This is a genomic window from Niabella aurantiaca DSM 17617 (genome assembly GCF_000374125.1).
Lineage (GTDB): Bacteria > Bacteroidota > Bacteroidia > Chitinophagales > Chitinophagaceae > Niabella > Niabella aurantiaca.
In genome coordinates this window covers 277,895-291,921 of the sequence record NZ_KB893647.1, presented here as the reverse complement: position 1 = coordinate 291,921, position 14,027 = coordinate 277,895, and the positions used below count along the sequence as shown (strand labels likewise).

The window sequence follows — 14,027 nt, the reverse complement described above, 5'->3', positions numbered from 1 at the left end:
TAAAACGGGCCGTTTCAATACCCGTGATGATCCCGTTGAACAATACCGTGCCCCCAAGGCCCACGCCACTGATCCGCGCCCCAAAGCTGCCCCCGATCATCTCTTTGGAGGCCGTGAACATGCCCGACTTACCGTCGATCGACTGGGCAGGACAAACAAGCGTGAACGCATGATGGGTGAAAATGCTCTGGCTTAGGGAAAAGGAGGTAAACTGCAATAACGGGCTACCGTTAATGCTAAACATAGGTTCGGTCAATTGCGCCATACATAAGGTTTTGTCTGTGACGAAATAATATATATAAACCTCACAAACGCATCACTTCAGCTAAGCGATGACATAACAATTTCAGGTCTTCACTGATTTAGCTGAATAAGATAACTTCTTTTCGAGGTCCTATTATGGGTTAAAAGTAACGATTTCCCGGAAATTCAGAAACAAAAATTACAGAAAGGGCCGGCCGGGGCGAAGGTACAAATAGTGAACGGGGCCGCAATAGAATATGCTTTGAACACCGCTGATCCGCAGACGGGCCTCCGGTCTGCAGCATATTTTGATCATTAAAAACAATCTGCGCTGCAGCTACTTCTATAAAGCGATCCCCGCAACACAGGAAAAGCTTCCTGCTGAAAATAAGATCCCCCGGTTAAAGATCCAGAACATCCTTCATGGCAAAGATCCCTTTCTTATCTTTTATAAATTCGGCGGCCAGTACGGCTCCCAAAGCAAATCCTTTCCGGCTATGGGCCGTATGTGTAATGGAAATATCGTCGATCTCCGAGGAATAGGTGATCGTATGGATGCCCGGGGCAGGATCGATGCGTTTGCTGGTAATGAGCAGCTCGCCCGGCCGCGGCACCCCTTCATTCACCCACTTCGTTTTTTCGGTATATACTTCCATTACCTGCTCTGCAAGTGTAATGGAAGTACCGCTGGGCGCGTCTTTCTTTTCCGTATGATGGATCTCTTCAAGACTTACGGAATAGCTGCCGTGCCGGTGCATCAACGCGGCCAGCTTTTTGTTCAGCTCAAAAAATAAATTCACCCCAATGCTGAAGTTACTGGCATACAGGAAAGTGCCGTCATGCCGGTTGATCACATTCAGCAGCTCCGGCATCTTTTCCAACCAGCCTGTGGATCCGCTGACCACCGGAATACCCAGACCGATCAGCTTTACGAGATTGTCAAATGCGGTGTGCGGGCCGGTAAATTCGATAGCCACATCTGCTTTGTCGATGTTTTCAGCATTCAGCTCCCCGGCATTGCTTACGTCTATTTTCAGCACCACGTTATGTCCTCTTTCCACCGCAATGGCTTCAATAGCTTTTCCCATTTTTCCGTAACCGATAAGTGCAATATTCATTTGAGATTTGAGATTTGGATTTTGAAATTTAAACTTATTTGATCCGCATCACCAGGCTCAGGCCGCTGGTGTTGGCCATTTCGCTGTAGCCGGGCTGCAGCTTCAGGCTCAGGTTGGGCGATACATCAAAGGTACTCAAATGTGCGTCTACCGTGGCATCCACCACATTCAGCCCCCAGGCGATCAGGAAGAACACAAAAGAATAATCCACATCCTGCCGGATCTGGTCCCGGTTGCTTCTTAGCCCTTCAATATTCAGCCCGTTTGCTCCTTCAAAAAAAGGTCTTTTCAGCTGACTGTACACTTTTTCATAACCGGGGCTTCCAATCGTGTCTTTTCCCTGCTGTATGTTGTACGCCACCGTAAAAGCATAGCGGAACCGTTTATACCATTTCAGATTATCTACAAAAAGCCCGCCCGTAATGCCCAGCGCTGCATATACGATGGGCACTTTCCATATTTTCCGGTTGTACACCTGCCCCCATCCGGGAAGCACTGCAGACCGGAAGGCGGCCTTTCCGGGATTGCGGTAACGCGGGTCTTTCCGGGCCACGCTGTCAATATATTTATCCTTTGTCTTTCCTGTTTTTTTCAGCTCCGTTTTCGCCGCTGCTGTATCCTTTTTTGCCAACGTATCCATCCTTGCGGGCAGGGTGTCCCGTACCCCCGTTCCCGTAGTGTCGGTATTTTGGGCATGAAGGGATAACGAAGTACCTGCAACAATGAAAAGCAGCAGTATTATTTTGTTCAGGAATTGCATGATGCAAATAAAGCACTAATTAATCTACGGATACGTTAAAGTTGTGCAGCAGCTTGTTCAGTTCTTCAACCGAATAATAATCAAAAGTGATCTGTCCGCTGCCGTTATTGCTGTGCTTTAATTTTACGCGGGTGTCAAATTGTGATGCCAGCTTATCCTCGATCCGCTGAAAGGAGTTGGACAGACCGCCCCTGCTCACCGGCTTTTTTGCGGTGCCGGCCTGTTTGTACAGGTTGCGTACCAGCACTTCCGTTTGCCGTACAGAAAGGCCCTTTTCTTTTATTTCCTTAAAGATAAAGAGTTGCTTTTCTACCGTATCCACATTGATAATGGCCCGTGCATGCCCCATGGAAAGCTCGCCGCTGCGCACGGCAAGCTGTATATCCGGCGGCAGTTTCAGCAGCCGTATAAAATTGGCAATGGTGCTGCGGTCCTTACCCATCCGTTCTGCCACCTGCTCCTGCGAATAATCCAGTTCGTCCATCATCCGTTTATAACTCAGCGCTACTTCTACCGCATTCAGGTCTTCCCGCTGCAGGTTCTCCAACAGGGCCAGCTCCAGCAACTGCGCATCATTGGCCTGTCGTATATAGGCCGGTACATCGGTTAACCCGGCCATCCTGGAGGCCCGCAAACGGCGCTCTCCCGCAATCAACCGGTATTTACCGCCGGCCGTTTTGGAAACCGTAAGCGGCTGGATGATGTCATGGATCTTTATGGATTCCGACAGTTCTTTTAATGCCTGTTCGTCAAAGTCATGGCGGGGCTGCTTGGGATTCACTTCGATATCCGCCAACGGGATCCTTAAGATATTGGTGGCGTTCTCTACCACTGTTTTCTTCAGCTGTTCACCACCGCCGCTTTTCAGTTCCGCGTCAATGCTGCCCAGCAGAGACCGTATTCCTTTACCAAGTGCGTCTTTATTTTGCTTTGTTGTTGACATTTTTCTGTTTAAAGTTTAAGGCCGCCCGGATGGCCAGGTCGGACGGGATTGAATGTTCAGGGCCAGGCGTTGAACCTCAAACATGGAACATTGAACAGGCATCATTCCAGTATCTTCTCATCATTGGCAATTTTTGTCATATCATTCTTCTGCAGGATCTCCTTTGCAAGGTTCAGATAATTGAGCGCACCTTTACTGGTGGCGTCGTATAAGATAGCGGGCTTCCCAAAACTGGGTGCTTCGCTCAGCTTGGAGTTGCGATGGATAATGGTATCAAATACCTTGTCGTCAAAATGGCGTCTTACCTCGCTTACCACCTGGTTGCAAAGCCGCAGCCGGGAGTCGTACATGGTCATCAGGATGCCCTCAATGAGCAGTTCGGTATTCAGACGGCTCTGAACGATCTTGATCGTATTCAGCAATTTCCCAAGCCCTTCCAGCGCAAAGAACTCGCATTGAACAGGCACCACAACCGAATCGGCGGCGGTGAGGGCATTTACCGTGATCAGCCCCAGCGACGGGGAGCAATCGATCACAATAAAATCATATTCATTTTGTACCACCTCCAGAATATTTTTCAGGACCATTTCCCGGTTGGGATAATTGATCATTTCGATCTCCGCACCCACCAGGTCGATATGAGAAGGAATCAGGTCAAGATTGGGAATATCACTTTTCAGGATCACCTCCTTTGCCGGTGCCTGATTGGCCATGCAGTCGTATAGGCTGTGCGTAACGTTGTGCAGGTCAAATCCAACGCCCGTAGTGCTGTTGGCCTGCGGATCTGCATCTACCAGCAGGGTCTTGTATTCCAGAACAGCAAAACTTGCCGCCAGGTTAATGGCCGTTGTGGTTTTGCCTACTCCCCCTTTCTGATTTGCTACTCCGATAATTTTTGCCATATTTCTTAATTCTGTCTCAACAGGTGCAAAAAAACACTAAAAAAGTTCAATTAAGCAAATGTAAAGTATTTGCTATTCTTAAAACTGATAAAAAAGCGAAAAGCGGGCTGGCCTTCAGCAACCGGTTGTCAGGGGTGGAATTGAGAATCGAGCGTTCAGACGTAGGCATCAGGCAACTTTCAGCGATCAGCCGTTAGCTTTCAGCGGAAGCACCATCCGGCGCTCCCGGATATCCCGTCGTTTTCAGCCTTTAGCAACCGGCTCCTGCGGGCAGAACCGGGGTTCTTACAGTCATCAGCAATCAGCTGTTAGCAGTGCGTGTTTTTTAGTCGCCAACATTTAATCATTGGTGACCAGGGGCCGGCTCCCCTGAAGTTTTGGCTGCTGGATTCCCGATGCAGGATGCCAGCAGCCACTGAAGCGCCGGGCGGTTTGTTCCAGCTTTGAAGCTTTACCTCCGATAGCTGTATCGGGGCCGCCGGGATCATGTTGAACCCGTTTTCATACCAGGCGGGAAATCTCAGGCCTCCCCCGGAATTCCGGGGCCCAAATCTCAAGACTGACTGATCGCTGATAGCGGACCGCTGATTACTGAAAACTGAGCACTGACCGCCGAATTTTACATAGTTTTGGCTGATTAAATCTCCCTGTTATGCGGAATACCTCTTTTTGGTGGGTGATGTTGCTGGTAATGCTGCTCATTGATCTCTACATATTTATTGCCATCCGTTCCTCCCTGTTTGCCTATTCTTCGCAAAAGAACCGGACCCTGTTTGCGGTCAGCTACTGGGGCGTCACCCTGCTTTCCCTGGGTACCCTGTTGCTCATTCCCTATCTGCCCGATCATGAGGGTGGGCGGCTGCGCAGGAGCGTTATCTTTACCATCATTTTTGCGCTGTTCCTCGGCAAAATACTGGCAGCGGTTTTCTTTCTTATGGACGATATCCGCCGGCTGGCGCAATGGGTAGGCGGCAAGCTCTTCTCCGCCAACAATGAAGTAGGTGAGGTTTCCGGGGCCGATCCCGAAACCATCTCCCGTTCCGGCTTCCTTACCTGGCTGGGGGTTGCTGCGGGCGGCACCATTTTTTCAAGCTTCCTGCTCGGGATGAGCAATAAGTACAATTATAAGATCAAAAAGATCGCCCTGACCTACCCGAACCTGCCACAAGGATTCAGGGGGTTCCGGATGGTACAGATCTCCGATATCCACAGCGGCAGTTTTAACAACAAGGCAGCGGTAAACCGGGGGATCGACATGATCCTGAAGGAGCAGCCGGACCTGATCGTATTTACCGGCGATCTGGTGAACAATATCGCCTCGGAAATGGAACATTATATCGATATTTTTTCCCGCCTCAAAGCGCCTATGGGTGTATTTTCGACCCTGGGAAACCACGACTATGGCGACTATCACCACTGGAAAGATGCAGCAGAAAGAGCGGCGAACCTGGAACGGCTGAAATCGATCCACACACAAATGGGCTGGCGGCTGCTGCTGGACGAGCACCTTCCACTGGAAAGGAACGGGGGCCGGATCGGACTGATCGGCGTACAGAATATCAGCGGCAAAGCGCGGTTCCACAGTTACGGAGATATGGCAAAAGCTGCCGCGGGAGCCGCGCAATATCCGTTTAAGATCCTGCTGAGCCACGACCCCTCGCACTGGGATGCGGAGGTCAACACCAAATACCCGGATGTGGACCTTATGCTCAGCGGCCATACCCACGGCATGCAGTTTGGAGTGGAGCTGCCCTGGTTCCGGTGGAGCCCGGTGCAGTACGTTTACAGGCAATGGGCGGGTCTTTATGAAAAGGGGAACCAGAAGCTTTATGTGAACCGCGGATTTGGTTTCATCGGCTACCCGGGCCGGGTAGGCATTCTTCCGGAGATCACTGTTTTTGAATTCCAATAATATTCCTGCTCCGGGTTGATCAACCGTTGGTATTTTTTGTCTAATTTTATTGCTTAAATATTTGACTCCTTTATGCGTGCAATAAAAACTACTGCCGTTTTCGTTTTCTTCCTTTTTGTAACCGGTACGCTGAACGCCCAGTTCCATATAGGCGCCAAAGCCGGTATCAATGCCACCAAGATCACTGGCAAGAGTTTCAAGGAAGAGTTCAACTACAATTACCTCGTGGGCTTTTTTGCCGAAATTGGCGTGGGTCAGAAGGTGAGCATCAATCCGGAGCTGATCTATTCCCAGGCCAGCTCCACCCGCGATACCAGCTTTAAAAATGTACTGCCTGACTTCAATAAGGATCAGACAAAGGCCAAGCTGAACTATATTTCCATTCCCATTTTGCTGAACGTGCAGCTGGCCGGTCCTCTGCATATTGAAGCCGGACCGCAGTTCGGCGTTTTGACCAGCTCCAATAAAACGTTGTTGCAAAACGGGGAAGAAGCCTTTAAAAAAGGAGACTTTTCCATGGTTGGGGGCGTGCAGCTGAAATTCAATGCCTTACGGGTTTCCGGAAGATATGTGATCGGGCTGAGCAATGTCAGCGACATCACCACCCAGGACAAATGGAAAAACCAGGCATTGCAGGTAGCAGTAGGATTTGCGTTATAACACCGGGTCATTGCCGGTGCCCTATATATAATAAATAACTAATTTTCAATACGGTTTACGCATAACAGCGGAAGAAGGGTTTTCGCGGCCATTTTTTTTTGAACCGCCCGGGGTCCGGCTCGCCGCATATTGTCCGGTCGCTGACAGAAGCATTTTTAAACATTAAAAACCGTCAATCTTTCCGCATTTTTGTTTGTGGCATTACAATTGACCTCCTAAAAGTCCTATTTAAAAAACAGGCGTATCCGGAGCGGCTATGCCAGTTTGTCCTGTTAAAAAAGATTATGAAGTTCGATATTAAATTTAGACCCGAGGATGAGATGGATTTTCTGCCAATTATTCCACTCAATGAGAACGAAGGTGATGAAAACCTGGATGAGATACCCGATGAAATTGCCATCCTGCCGCTGAGAAATACGGTTTTATTTCCCGGAGTGGTGCTGCCCATTACCGTTGGGAGGGATAAAAGCATCCTGGCAGTAAACGATGCATATAAAGGCAATAAATTTATCGGCGTGGTTGCCCAAAAAGACAGCAACCAGGAAAACCCCGAAGCGGAAGACCTGGAACAGGTGGGCACCATTGCCAAGATCATCAAGCTGATCAAAATGCCGGACGGAGGCACTACCGTGATCATCCAGGGGCGGAATAAGTTTTCTATCGACCAGATAAGCAGCAACGATCCTTATTTTAAGGCGGTTATCAAAAGGATACCGGACACCGAAACACCCGTGGACGCAGATTTTGAGGCGCATATCGCCAACATCAAGGACCTGGCCACCAATATCATCCAGCAATCGCCCAATATTCCTTCCGAAGCTTCGATCATTCTGAAAAATATTGAAAAGCCTTCTTTCCTGATCCACTTTGTAAGCAGCAATCTGAATACCTCGGTTGAGGAAAAACAGCAATTGCTGGAAATGAACGATATCCGGGAACGCGCCGGCAGCCTGATGCAGCTATTGCAGAAAGAGCTTCAGTTTGTAGAATTAAAGAATAAGGTAACCAACAAGACCCGTACAGAACTCGACAAACAGCAGCGGGAATACTTTTTACAGCAGCAGCTGAAAAGCATTAAAGAAGAACTGGGAGGCGATACCAACAGCCAGGAGATCAAAGAAATGCTGAAGAAGGCCGAGGCTAAAAAGTGGCCCGAAACGGCAAAAGAAGCCTTCAAAAAAGGGATCGAAAAGCTGGAACGAATGCACCCCAGCACCCCGGACTACTCGGTTGTGTACAATCATGTTGACCTGATGCTGGACCTTCCCTGGGAAGAATATACCGAAGACCGCTACGACCTTGGCAATGCAAAAAAAACACTGGACCATGATCATTATGGCATGGCCAAGATCAAGGAACGGATCCTGGAATACCTTGCGGTTCTGAAATTAAAAGGCGATATGAAAAGCCCCATCCTTTGCTTTCTGGGCCCTCCGGGGATCGGCAAAACTTCCCTGGGCAAAAGCATTGCCAGCGCGCTGGGCCGCAAATATGTGCGTTTAAGCCTGGGCGGACTGCATGATGAAAGCGAGATCCGGGGACACCGGAAAACCTATATCGGGGCCATGCCGGGGCGCATCCTTCAATCGCTCCGCAAGGTAAAAAGCAGCAATCCTGTGATCGTGCTGGATGAAATTGATAAAGTAGGGAACGATTTCCGCGGCGACCCCAGCAGCGCCTTGCTGGAAGTGCTGGACCCGGAGCAGAACAACAACTTTTACGATAATTACCTGGAGCTGGAGTACGACCTGAGCAAGGTACTGTTCATTGCAACCGCCAATAATATCCAGACCATTCAGCCGGCCCTGCGCGACCGGCTGGAGATCATCGATCTGAGCGGCTATGCGATCGAGGAAAAGATCGAGATTGCCAAACGGCACCTCATTCCCAAACAAAAAGAATTACACGGACTGACCAAAAACAATATCCGCTTCCCGGATAAGGTCCTGGCGCAGCTGATCGCCGATTATACCCGCGAAAGCGGCGTACGGGAGCTGGACCGGGTGCTGGCCAGCATCATGCGCAACCAGGCCAAAAAAGTGGCCATGAACGAAGTACTGAAATCGCCGTTGACAACCGATACGGTACAGGAAATACTGGGAAAACCCCGGTACACCAATGATCTGTATAAGACCGTAAACCTTCCCGGCGTAGCCGTAGGCCTTGCCTGGACCTATGTTGGAGGCGACATCCTGTTCATCGAATCCAGTCTCAGCGATGGCAAGGGCGAGCTGCATCTTACCGGCAACCTCGGCAATGTAATGAAGGAAAGCGCCACCACGGCGCTCACCTACCTGAAATCAAACGCGGGACAATACCATATTGACAGCACTCTTTTTCAGAAAAAGAACATACATATACACGTACCGGAAGGCGCCACACCCAAAGACGGCCCCAGCGCGGGCGTTACAATGATGTCTTCCATTGCATCCGCGCTGACCGGCAAAAAGGTAAAACCCTACCTGGCCATGACCGGTGAAATCACCCTGCGCGGGCAGGTATTGCCGGTTGGCGGCATCAAAGAAAAGATACTGGCTGCCAAGCGTGCCGGTCTTAAAGAAATCATTCTTTGCCAGCAAAACCAGAAAGACGTTGAGGAGGTGGAGCCCGGCTTTATAAAAGGATTGAAATTCCATTATGTAAGCAGGATGGAAGATGTACTGAAGATCGCCATCGGCGTTTAACAACCTGAACCGGTACTGTACATTAAAAGCGCGTTAAGCTGCCTTCCGCTCACGGAATACATGAGCAGGGAGTTGACGTGCGCACCATGGCCCGGAATGGCGGGCAATAACAAAAAACTACAGGGGCGGGTGAAAAACACTCCCCCTGCAGTTCCTTCTTTGATCCGTTACGCGGTATCCGAACCGGCAAACAGAAAGGCTAAAATTTATACCCTACAGAAAGGCCAAACTGCATATTCTTGATCACCTCTCCTGTTTCCTGGCCGTCAACGGTGGGAGCGATATTCAACAGCCCCAGCTGGCCATTGAGCTGTATTGAAATTTTTTGAGCAAATTCGAAACCGGCGAGCAGGTTGGCACCCAGGTCGAATGGTTTTCCATAAGGAAGCTTTTCAGGCAGGTCTTCGATATTTCCTCCAAACACGGCGCTGTCCAGCGAATAATCACGCTTAAATTCAAGCGATCCGTCCCGTTCAAACGAACTGCTCCCGCTTTCGGCTTTCAGCTTCCACCGGCCGCCTACGCCATAGGCGATATAAGGCCCCGCTCCCAACAGAAGATGACCGTTGCCCAATGCCGGTTTATAAATAAAGTTAACAGGTAATTCCAGGTAGTAAGGATGCTGGTTTAACGCCACCGTTACCGACGATTCCGACTGTTTGTACTGATATCCCTTGGTGTTGAACAACAGGGCGGGTTGCAGGTAAAATTCATCGGCGATGGCCATATCGGCGGTCACGCCCACATGAAAGCCCGGCAGCAGGCTTGTAGACATTTTATTGTCATCTGCATCTTTGGCTGTAACATTAGAAAAATTAGCGCCCGCGCGCACTCCAAATTGCACCTGCGCCATCGCAGTGCCGGCTATAGCAGACAATAGCAGCAGAAAGAGGGTTTTTCTAACCATAAGAGTTCTGTTTTAAAATTGAATAAAAAGATAAAGATATAATTTATTATACATTCTTCAGCTCGTGTATGGCCTTCAACGGATCCGCCGCATTGAAGACCGTGCTTCCGGCCACCAGAGCATCCGCGCCGGCAGCAATGATCTCTGCAGCATTGCCGAGGGTGACTCCGCCATCGATATTGATGAGCGCATGGGACCCTTTTTCCTGAATGAGTTTTTTAATTTCTTTTATTTTGTTCAGGGTATTGGGAATAAACTGCTGGCCGCCAAAACCCGGGTTCACACTCATCACCAAAACAATATCCACGTCCGCAATAATATCGCTCAGCAGGTGGGCGGGATTGTGCGGGTTAAGGGCCACCCCTGCTTTTAAACCCATTGCCTTTATCTGTTGAATATCCTGGTGCAGCCGCGGACAGGTTTCAATATGGATATTAATATGATCCGCACCGGCTTTCTGAAATTGCCCGAAGTACCGGGAAGGCTCTTCGATCATCAGGTGCACATCACAGACCTTTGTCGTCACTTTCTTTACAAACTCAATAACCATTGGCCCAAAACTGATGTTGGGCACAAACGATCCATCCATCACATCCAGGTGCAACCACTCCGCCTCGCTTTGGTTCACCATCTCCACCTCGTGTTGCAAATGAAGAAAATCTGCGGCCAGTAATGAAGGAGCTATAATTGCCATACAGGATTTTTGAGGCAAAATAACACTATTTATCGGTATCTCAGCTATCAGCAATAAGCTGGCCGTTAATGGCTGACCGCTGAAGGCCGATTACTGAAGGCTCCCCCACTTTTTAACAAAATACACACCCTGTGCATAAAATAAATTCATTATTTTACTTTGTGTTATATAAATTTGAGAAGAACGATTTTTAACTAAAACAAGGAAAACATTGACAGAAGCAATCATTAACCTGGAAACCGTGAACCCCATTGATTTTTTTGGGGTTAACAATGGCAAACTGGATATCCTGAAAAAAAAATTCCCGCTCCTTAAAATACTCTCCCGCGGCACCCAGCTAAAACTGAGCGGCGCTCCTGAACAGATCGCAGAGGCAAAAGAAAAGATCAACCTGATCGTGTCATACATTGAGCGCAACGGGCACCTGAGCGAAAACTATTTTGACCAGATCCTGGGCGGCGACGACATGGAAACGATCGATCATTTTCAGGAACGCAATCCCAACGAAGTGCTGGTATTCGGGCCCAACGGCAAGTCGGTGCGCGCGCGTACCGCCAATCAGAAAAAACTGGTGCAGGAAGCAGAAAAGAACGACATCCTTTTTGCCATAGGACCGGCAGGTACCGGTAAAACCTACACCGCAGTAGCCCTGGCAGTAAGGGCCCTGAAGAACAAGCAGGTAAAAAAGATCATTTTAACAAGGCCCGCAGTGGAGGCAGGGGAAAGTCTTGGTTTTTTACCCGGCGACCTGAAAGAAAAGATCGATCCCTACCTGCGGCCCCTTTATGACGCGCTGGACGACATGATCCCCGCGGATAAACTGGGCTACTATATGACCACGCGCACGATCGAGATCGCCCCGCTGGCCTATATGCGCGGACGTACGCTGGACAATGCCTTCATCATCCTGGATGAAGCGCAGAACGCCACGGACCTGCAGTTAAAGATGTTCTTAACCCGTATCGGGGCAAATGCCAAGGCCATCATTACCGGAGACATGACGCAGGTAGACCTGCCCCGTAACCAGAAAAGCGGCCTGCAAACCGCAGTACGGATCTTACGGAACATTCCCGGCATCAGCCATATTGAGCTGGACGAGGAAGACGTGGTACGCCACCGCCTGGTAAAAGCCATCATCAAAGCGTATCATAAGGAACATGAAGAACTGGAGCAGCGCTTTCCAAAAGAGCATACAAGATCGTAAAGGTAGAATATTCCATTTTACCTTTAAAGGGTGGCCTTGGGGCCCCCTTTTTCTTTTCCTGTGCCTGATCAGCTGCCGGCCGGATCCCGCCCGGACCCTTTTGGCCGCAAGGGTATTCCGGCAGCTGGACAGCCTTAAGCCGCTTTTAAAATCCGGCGATCTGGTTTTCAGGAACGGCACAGATGCGGTGAGCCTCGCCACCCGCAGGTTTAACCGCAGGGACACCTCCTTTTCCCATTGCGGCATCATTGCCATTGAAGGAGATACCGTATGGGTGTACCATGCCATCGGCGGCAGCTATAATCCTCCGCAATCATTAAAGAAGGAGCCCCTCGACAGCTTTGCCGTTCCCGGCGAAAACGACAAAATAGCGGTTTACCGCTATCCGCTTACCGGCAGGGAACAGGAACGGTTAACCGTTATTGTGCAGGAACATTATAAGAGCAGGCTTCCTTTTGATCTCTTCTTCAATTTTGATACCGATAGCCGGATGTATTGCTCCGAATTTGTGTTTAAAAGCATGAACCGGAGCATGCACGGCCGCCTTTCGCCAATCATCCGGCAGCAGCCGGAACCCGTCTACATTTCCATTGATGACCTGTTCCTGAACCCATACGCCACTCCTGTAAAAAAGATCGTGTACCGCTGAGGAGCATCCCGGACGCACCCCTGCTGCCTCTGCTTTCCAAACGGGCCGGAAGCCTCTGAAAAAAAATACCTCATATTAGCGAGCCCGGGGCACGGGCGTCTGTAAGTACGTACATTTGTACCCTAAAACCCTTTTACATGATAAAGAAAATAACCCGGCTGCTCCCAGTTGCCCTCCTGCTGGTAGCAGGTCTTATGAGTTGTCAATCCGGCAATGATCCTAAAACAGTACTCATCAGCTTTTTTAAACTGCTTGCCCAAAAAGATATCGACGGCGCAGCCAAGCTGGCTACGAAAGACAGCAAATCCACACTGGACATGATAAAGAAAGGAATGGACATGGCTCAGAAGATGGACACCGCTAACGCTCAGAATGATCCTGCAAAAGAGTTCCGGGATGCTGAATTTGGTGCAACCCGTATCTCTGGCGACACCGCCTATATTACGGTTTCCAGTAAAAGCAAAAAACAGGAATCATCCGAGATCTCCCTGGTCAAAGAAGACGGCCAATGGAAGGTAGATTTTTCGATGGCGGCACTGATGAAAATGGGAATGGATAAAATGAAGGAACCCGGCGGAATGGAAAGCCTCGAACACCCCAATATTTCCCCCGAACAAATGGAGCAGGCACAAAAGATGACCGACAGCCTACTCAAGAACGTTGATCCCAAAAAGATGAAAGAGCTACAGGAAATGATGAACAGCGAGCAGGCACAGAAAACAGCAGACAGCATCCTGAAACATATTGACCCGGAGAAGGTGGAAGCTCTTAAAAAAAGTCTTGAAAAGGCAAAATAAGCCGGGGAGAGCATAAAGTTGTTTATCTTGCAGGAATGAAAAGAATGCATTTTTACTTTTTATTCCTGCTTTTTTTATTGCCGGCCTGTTTGCCCGACAAGGCGGATAAGGATGAGCCGGGCGATTCTGATATAGATGCGGCACGGGGGTTCATACAGGCAGCCCTTAGAGGAAATTTTAAAAGTGCTGCAAACTATATGCTCCACGATTCGGCAAATGATGAGCGCCTCGATGCAGTGGCCCGCATGCCCCGTAGCCCCGATGAAAAGCAGGGCCTTTGGGATGCTTCCATCAACATTCATGAACGCAAACTGCTGAATGACTCCGTAAGCATTATCGTTTACTCCAACTCTTACTATAAAGACAATAAGGATACCCTCAGAGTAGTAAAAAAGGACGGCGCCTGGCTGGTAGATTTCAAATACCTCTTTGACCCCAATAAATAGAAGCAGCCGACAATAAATGGCTGCGGATAAACATTCCGATCAAAAAACTTGTTATTTTTGATTGAATGGAACCGCACGGCAGCGGTTCTTCTCTGACTAAAAATTAAT

13 protein-coding genes and 1 pseudogene are annotated in these 14,027 nt (G+C 49.3%); 7 read left to right on the top strand and 7 right to left on the bottom strand.

Translation table 11 applies throughout. The features are described 5' to 3' along the window. The 5 genes and pseudogenes from B160_RS31445 to B160_RS0125790 form a co-directional block, all read right to left on the bottom strand. Positions 1–265, bottom strand: a pseudogene (locus tag B160_RS31445) (type VI secretion system Vgr family protein); the annotation flags it as partial. Between the two features lie 379 nt (positions 266–644). Next, entirely contained in the window at positions 645–1,361 is a 717-nt protein-coding gene (locus tag B160_RS0125805) for a 4-hydroxy-tetrahydrodipicolinate reductase (protein ID WP_018630862.1), read from the bottom strand. Positions 1,362–1,395: 34 nt separating this feature from the next. Next, a complete protein-coding gene (locus B160_RS0125800; protein WP_018630861.1) occupies positions 1,396–2,121 on the bottom strand; it encodes a DUF5683 domain-containing protein in 726 nt (241 codons plus the stop codon). A gap of 19 nt (positions 2,122–2,140) precedes the next feature. Next, a complete protein-coding gene (locus B160_RS0125795; protein WP_018630860.1) occupies positions 2,141–3,064 on the bottom strand; it encodes a ParB/RepB/Spo0J family partition protein in 924 nt (307 codons plus the stop codon). Positions 3,065–3,165: 101 nt separating this feature from the next. After that, positions 3,166–3,966, bottom strand: a complete 801-nt coding sequence (locus tag B160_RS0125790; RefSeq protein WP_018630859.1) for a ParA family protein — start codon at positions 3,964–3,966, stop codon at positions 3,166–3,168. Positions 3,967–4,618: 652 nt separating this feature from the next. On the opposite strand from B160_RS0125790, the gene B160_RS0125785 reads away from it, so the two are divergent. The 3 genes from B160_RS0125785 to lon all read left to right on the top strand — a co-directional run bounded on the left by B160_RS0125785 (position 4,619) and on the right by lon (position 9,222). Further along, a complete protein-coding gene (locus tag B160_RS0125785) occupies positions 4,619–5,878 on the top strand; it encodes a metallophosphoesterase (protein WP_018630858.1) in 1,260 nt (419 codons plus the stop codon). A 72-nt stretch (positions 5,879–5,950) separates the two neighbouring features. Continuing rightward, positions 5,951–6,538 carry a porin family protein gene (locus tag B160_RS0125780; RefSeq protein WP_018630857.1) on the top strand — a complete coding sequence of 196 codons (588 nt, stop codon included), beginning with the start codon at positions 5,951–5,953 and terminating at the stop codon, positions 6,536–6,538. Between the two features lie 284 nt (positions 6,539–6,822). Further along, positions 6,823–9,222 (top strand): endopeptidase La, encoded by a 2,400-nt coding sequence (gene lon / locus B160_RS0125775; RefSeq protein WP_026310033.1) that lies wholly within the window; start codon positions 6,823–6,825, stop codon positions 9,220–9,222. Positions 9,223–9,421: 199 nt separating this feature from the next. On the opposite strand, the gene B160_RS0125770 is transcribed toward lon, so the two are convergent. Then, positions 9,422–10,129: a porin family protein gene (locus tag B160_RS0125770; RefSeq protein ID WP_018630855.1), complete on the bottom strand. Its 708-nt coding sequence runs from the start codon at positions 10,127–10,129 to the stop codon at positions 9,422–9,424. A gap of 46 nt (positions 10,130–10,175) precedes the next feature. Further along, positions 10,176–10,823 (bottom strand): ribulose-phosphate 3-epimerase, encoded by a 648-nt coding sequence (gene rpe / locus B160_RS0125765; protein WP_018630854.1) that lies wholly within the window; start codon positions 10,821–10,823, stop codon positions 10,176–10,178. A 211-nt stretch (positions 10,824–11,034) separates the two neighbouring features. Here rpe and B160_RS0125760 point away from each other — a divergent pair, with 211 nt between their 5' ends. From B160_RS0125760 to B160_RS0125745, 4 genes are all read left to right on the top strand, one after another. Further along, positions 11,035–12,027: a PhoH family protein gene (locus tag B160_RS0125760; RefSeq protein WP_018630853.1), complete on the top strand. Its 993-nt coding sequence runs from the start codon at positions 11,035–11,037 to the stop codon at positions 12,025–12,027. 100 nt (positions 12,028–12,127) lie between these two features. Next, on the top strand, positions 12,128–12,676 hold the full coding sequence (locus B160_RS0125755; protein ID WP_169540137.1) for a YiiX/YebB-like N1pC/P60 family cysteine hydrolase: 549 nt from the start codon (positions 12,128–12,130) through the stop codon (positions 12,674–12,676). Between the two features lie 137 nt (positions 12,677–12,813). Beyond that, positions 12,814–13,473 (top strand): DUF4878 domain-containing protein, encoded by a 660-nt coding sequence (locus B160_RS0125750; RefSeq protein ID WP_018630851.1) that lies wholly within the window; start codon positions 12,814–12,816, stop codon positions 13,471–13,473. Positions 13,474–13,508: 35 nt separating this feature from the next. Continuing rightward, a complete protein-coding gene (locus B160_RS0125745; protein ID WP_157558227.1) occupies positions 13,509–13,919 on the top strand; it encodes a hypothetical protein in 411 nt (136 codons plus the stop codon). Positions 13,920–14,027 lie beyond the last annotated feature (108 nt).

What these genes read in the sequence shown, in the direction of transcription:
- B160_RS0125745 (WP_157558227.1), top strand. Translation starts at nt 13,509, where the DNA reads ATGAAAAGAATGCATTTTTACTTTTTATTCCTGCTTTTTTTATTGCCG.
- B160_RS0125785 (WP_018630858.1), top strand. Translation starts at nt 4,619, where the DNA reads ATGCGGAATACCTCTTTTTGGTGGGTGATGTTGCTGGTAATGCTGCTC.
- B160_RS0125780 (WP_018630857.1), top strand. Translation starts at nt 5,951, where the DNA reads ATGCGTGCAATAAAAACTACTGCCGTTTTCGTTTTCTTCCTTTTTGTA.
- B160_RS0125750 (WP_018630851.1), top strand. Translation starts at nt 12,814, where the DNA reads ATGATAAAGAAAATAACCCGGCTGCTCCCAGTTGCCCTCCTGCTGGTA.
- lon (WP_026310033.1), top strand. Translation starts at nt 6,823, where the DNA reads ATGAAGTTCGATATTAAATTTAGACCCGAGGATGAGATGGATTTTCTG.
- B160_RS0125790 (WP_018630859.1), bottom strand. Translation starts at nt 3,966, where the DNA reads ATGGCAAAAATTATCGGAGTAGCAAATCAGAAAGGGGGAGTAGGCAAA.
- B160_RS0125805 (WP_018630862.1), bottom strand. Translation starts at nt 1,361, where the DNA reads ATGAATATTGCACTTATCGGTTACGGAAAAATGGGAAAAGCTATTGAA.
- B160_RS0125800 (WP_018630861.1), bottom strand. Translation starts at nt 2,121, where the DNA reads ATGCAATTCCTGAACAAAATAATACTGCTGCTTTTCATTGTTGCAGGT.
- rpe (WP_018630854.1), bottom strand. Translation starts at nt 10,823, where the DNA reads ATGGCAATTATAGCTCCTTCATTACTGGCCGCAGATTTTCTTCATTTG.
- B160_RS0125770 (WP_018630855.1), bottom strand. Translation starts at nt 10,129, where the DNA reads ATGGTTAGAAAAACCCTCTTTCTGCTGCTATTGTCTGCTATAGCCGGC.
- B160_RS0125795 (WP_018630860.1), bottom strand. Translation starts at nt 3,064, where the DNA reads ATGTCAACAACAAAGCAAAATAAAGACGCACTTGGTAAAGGAATACGG.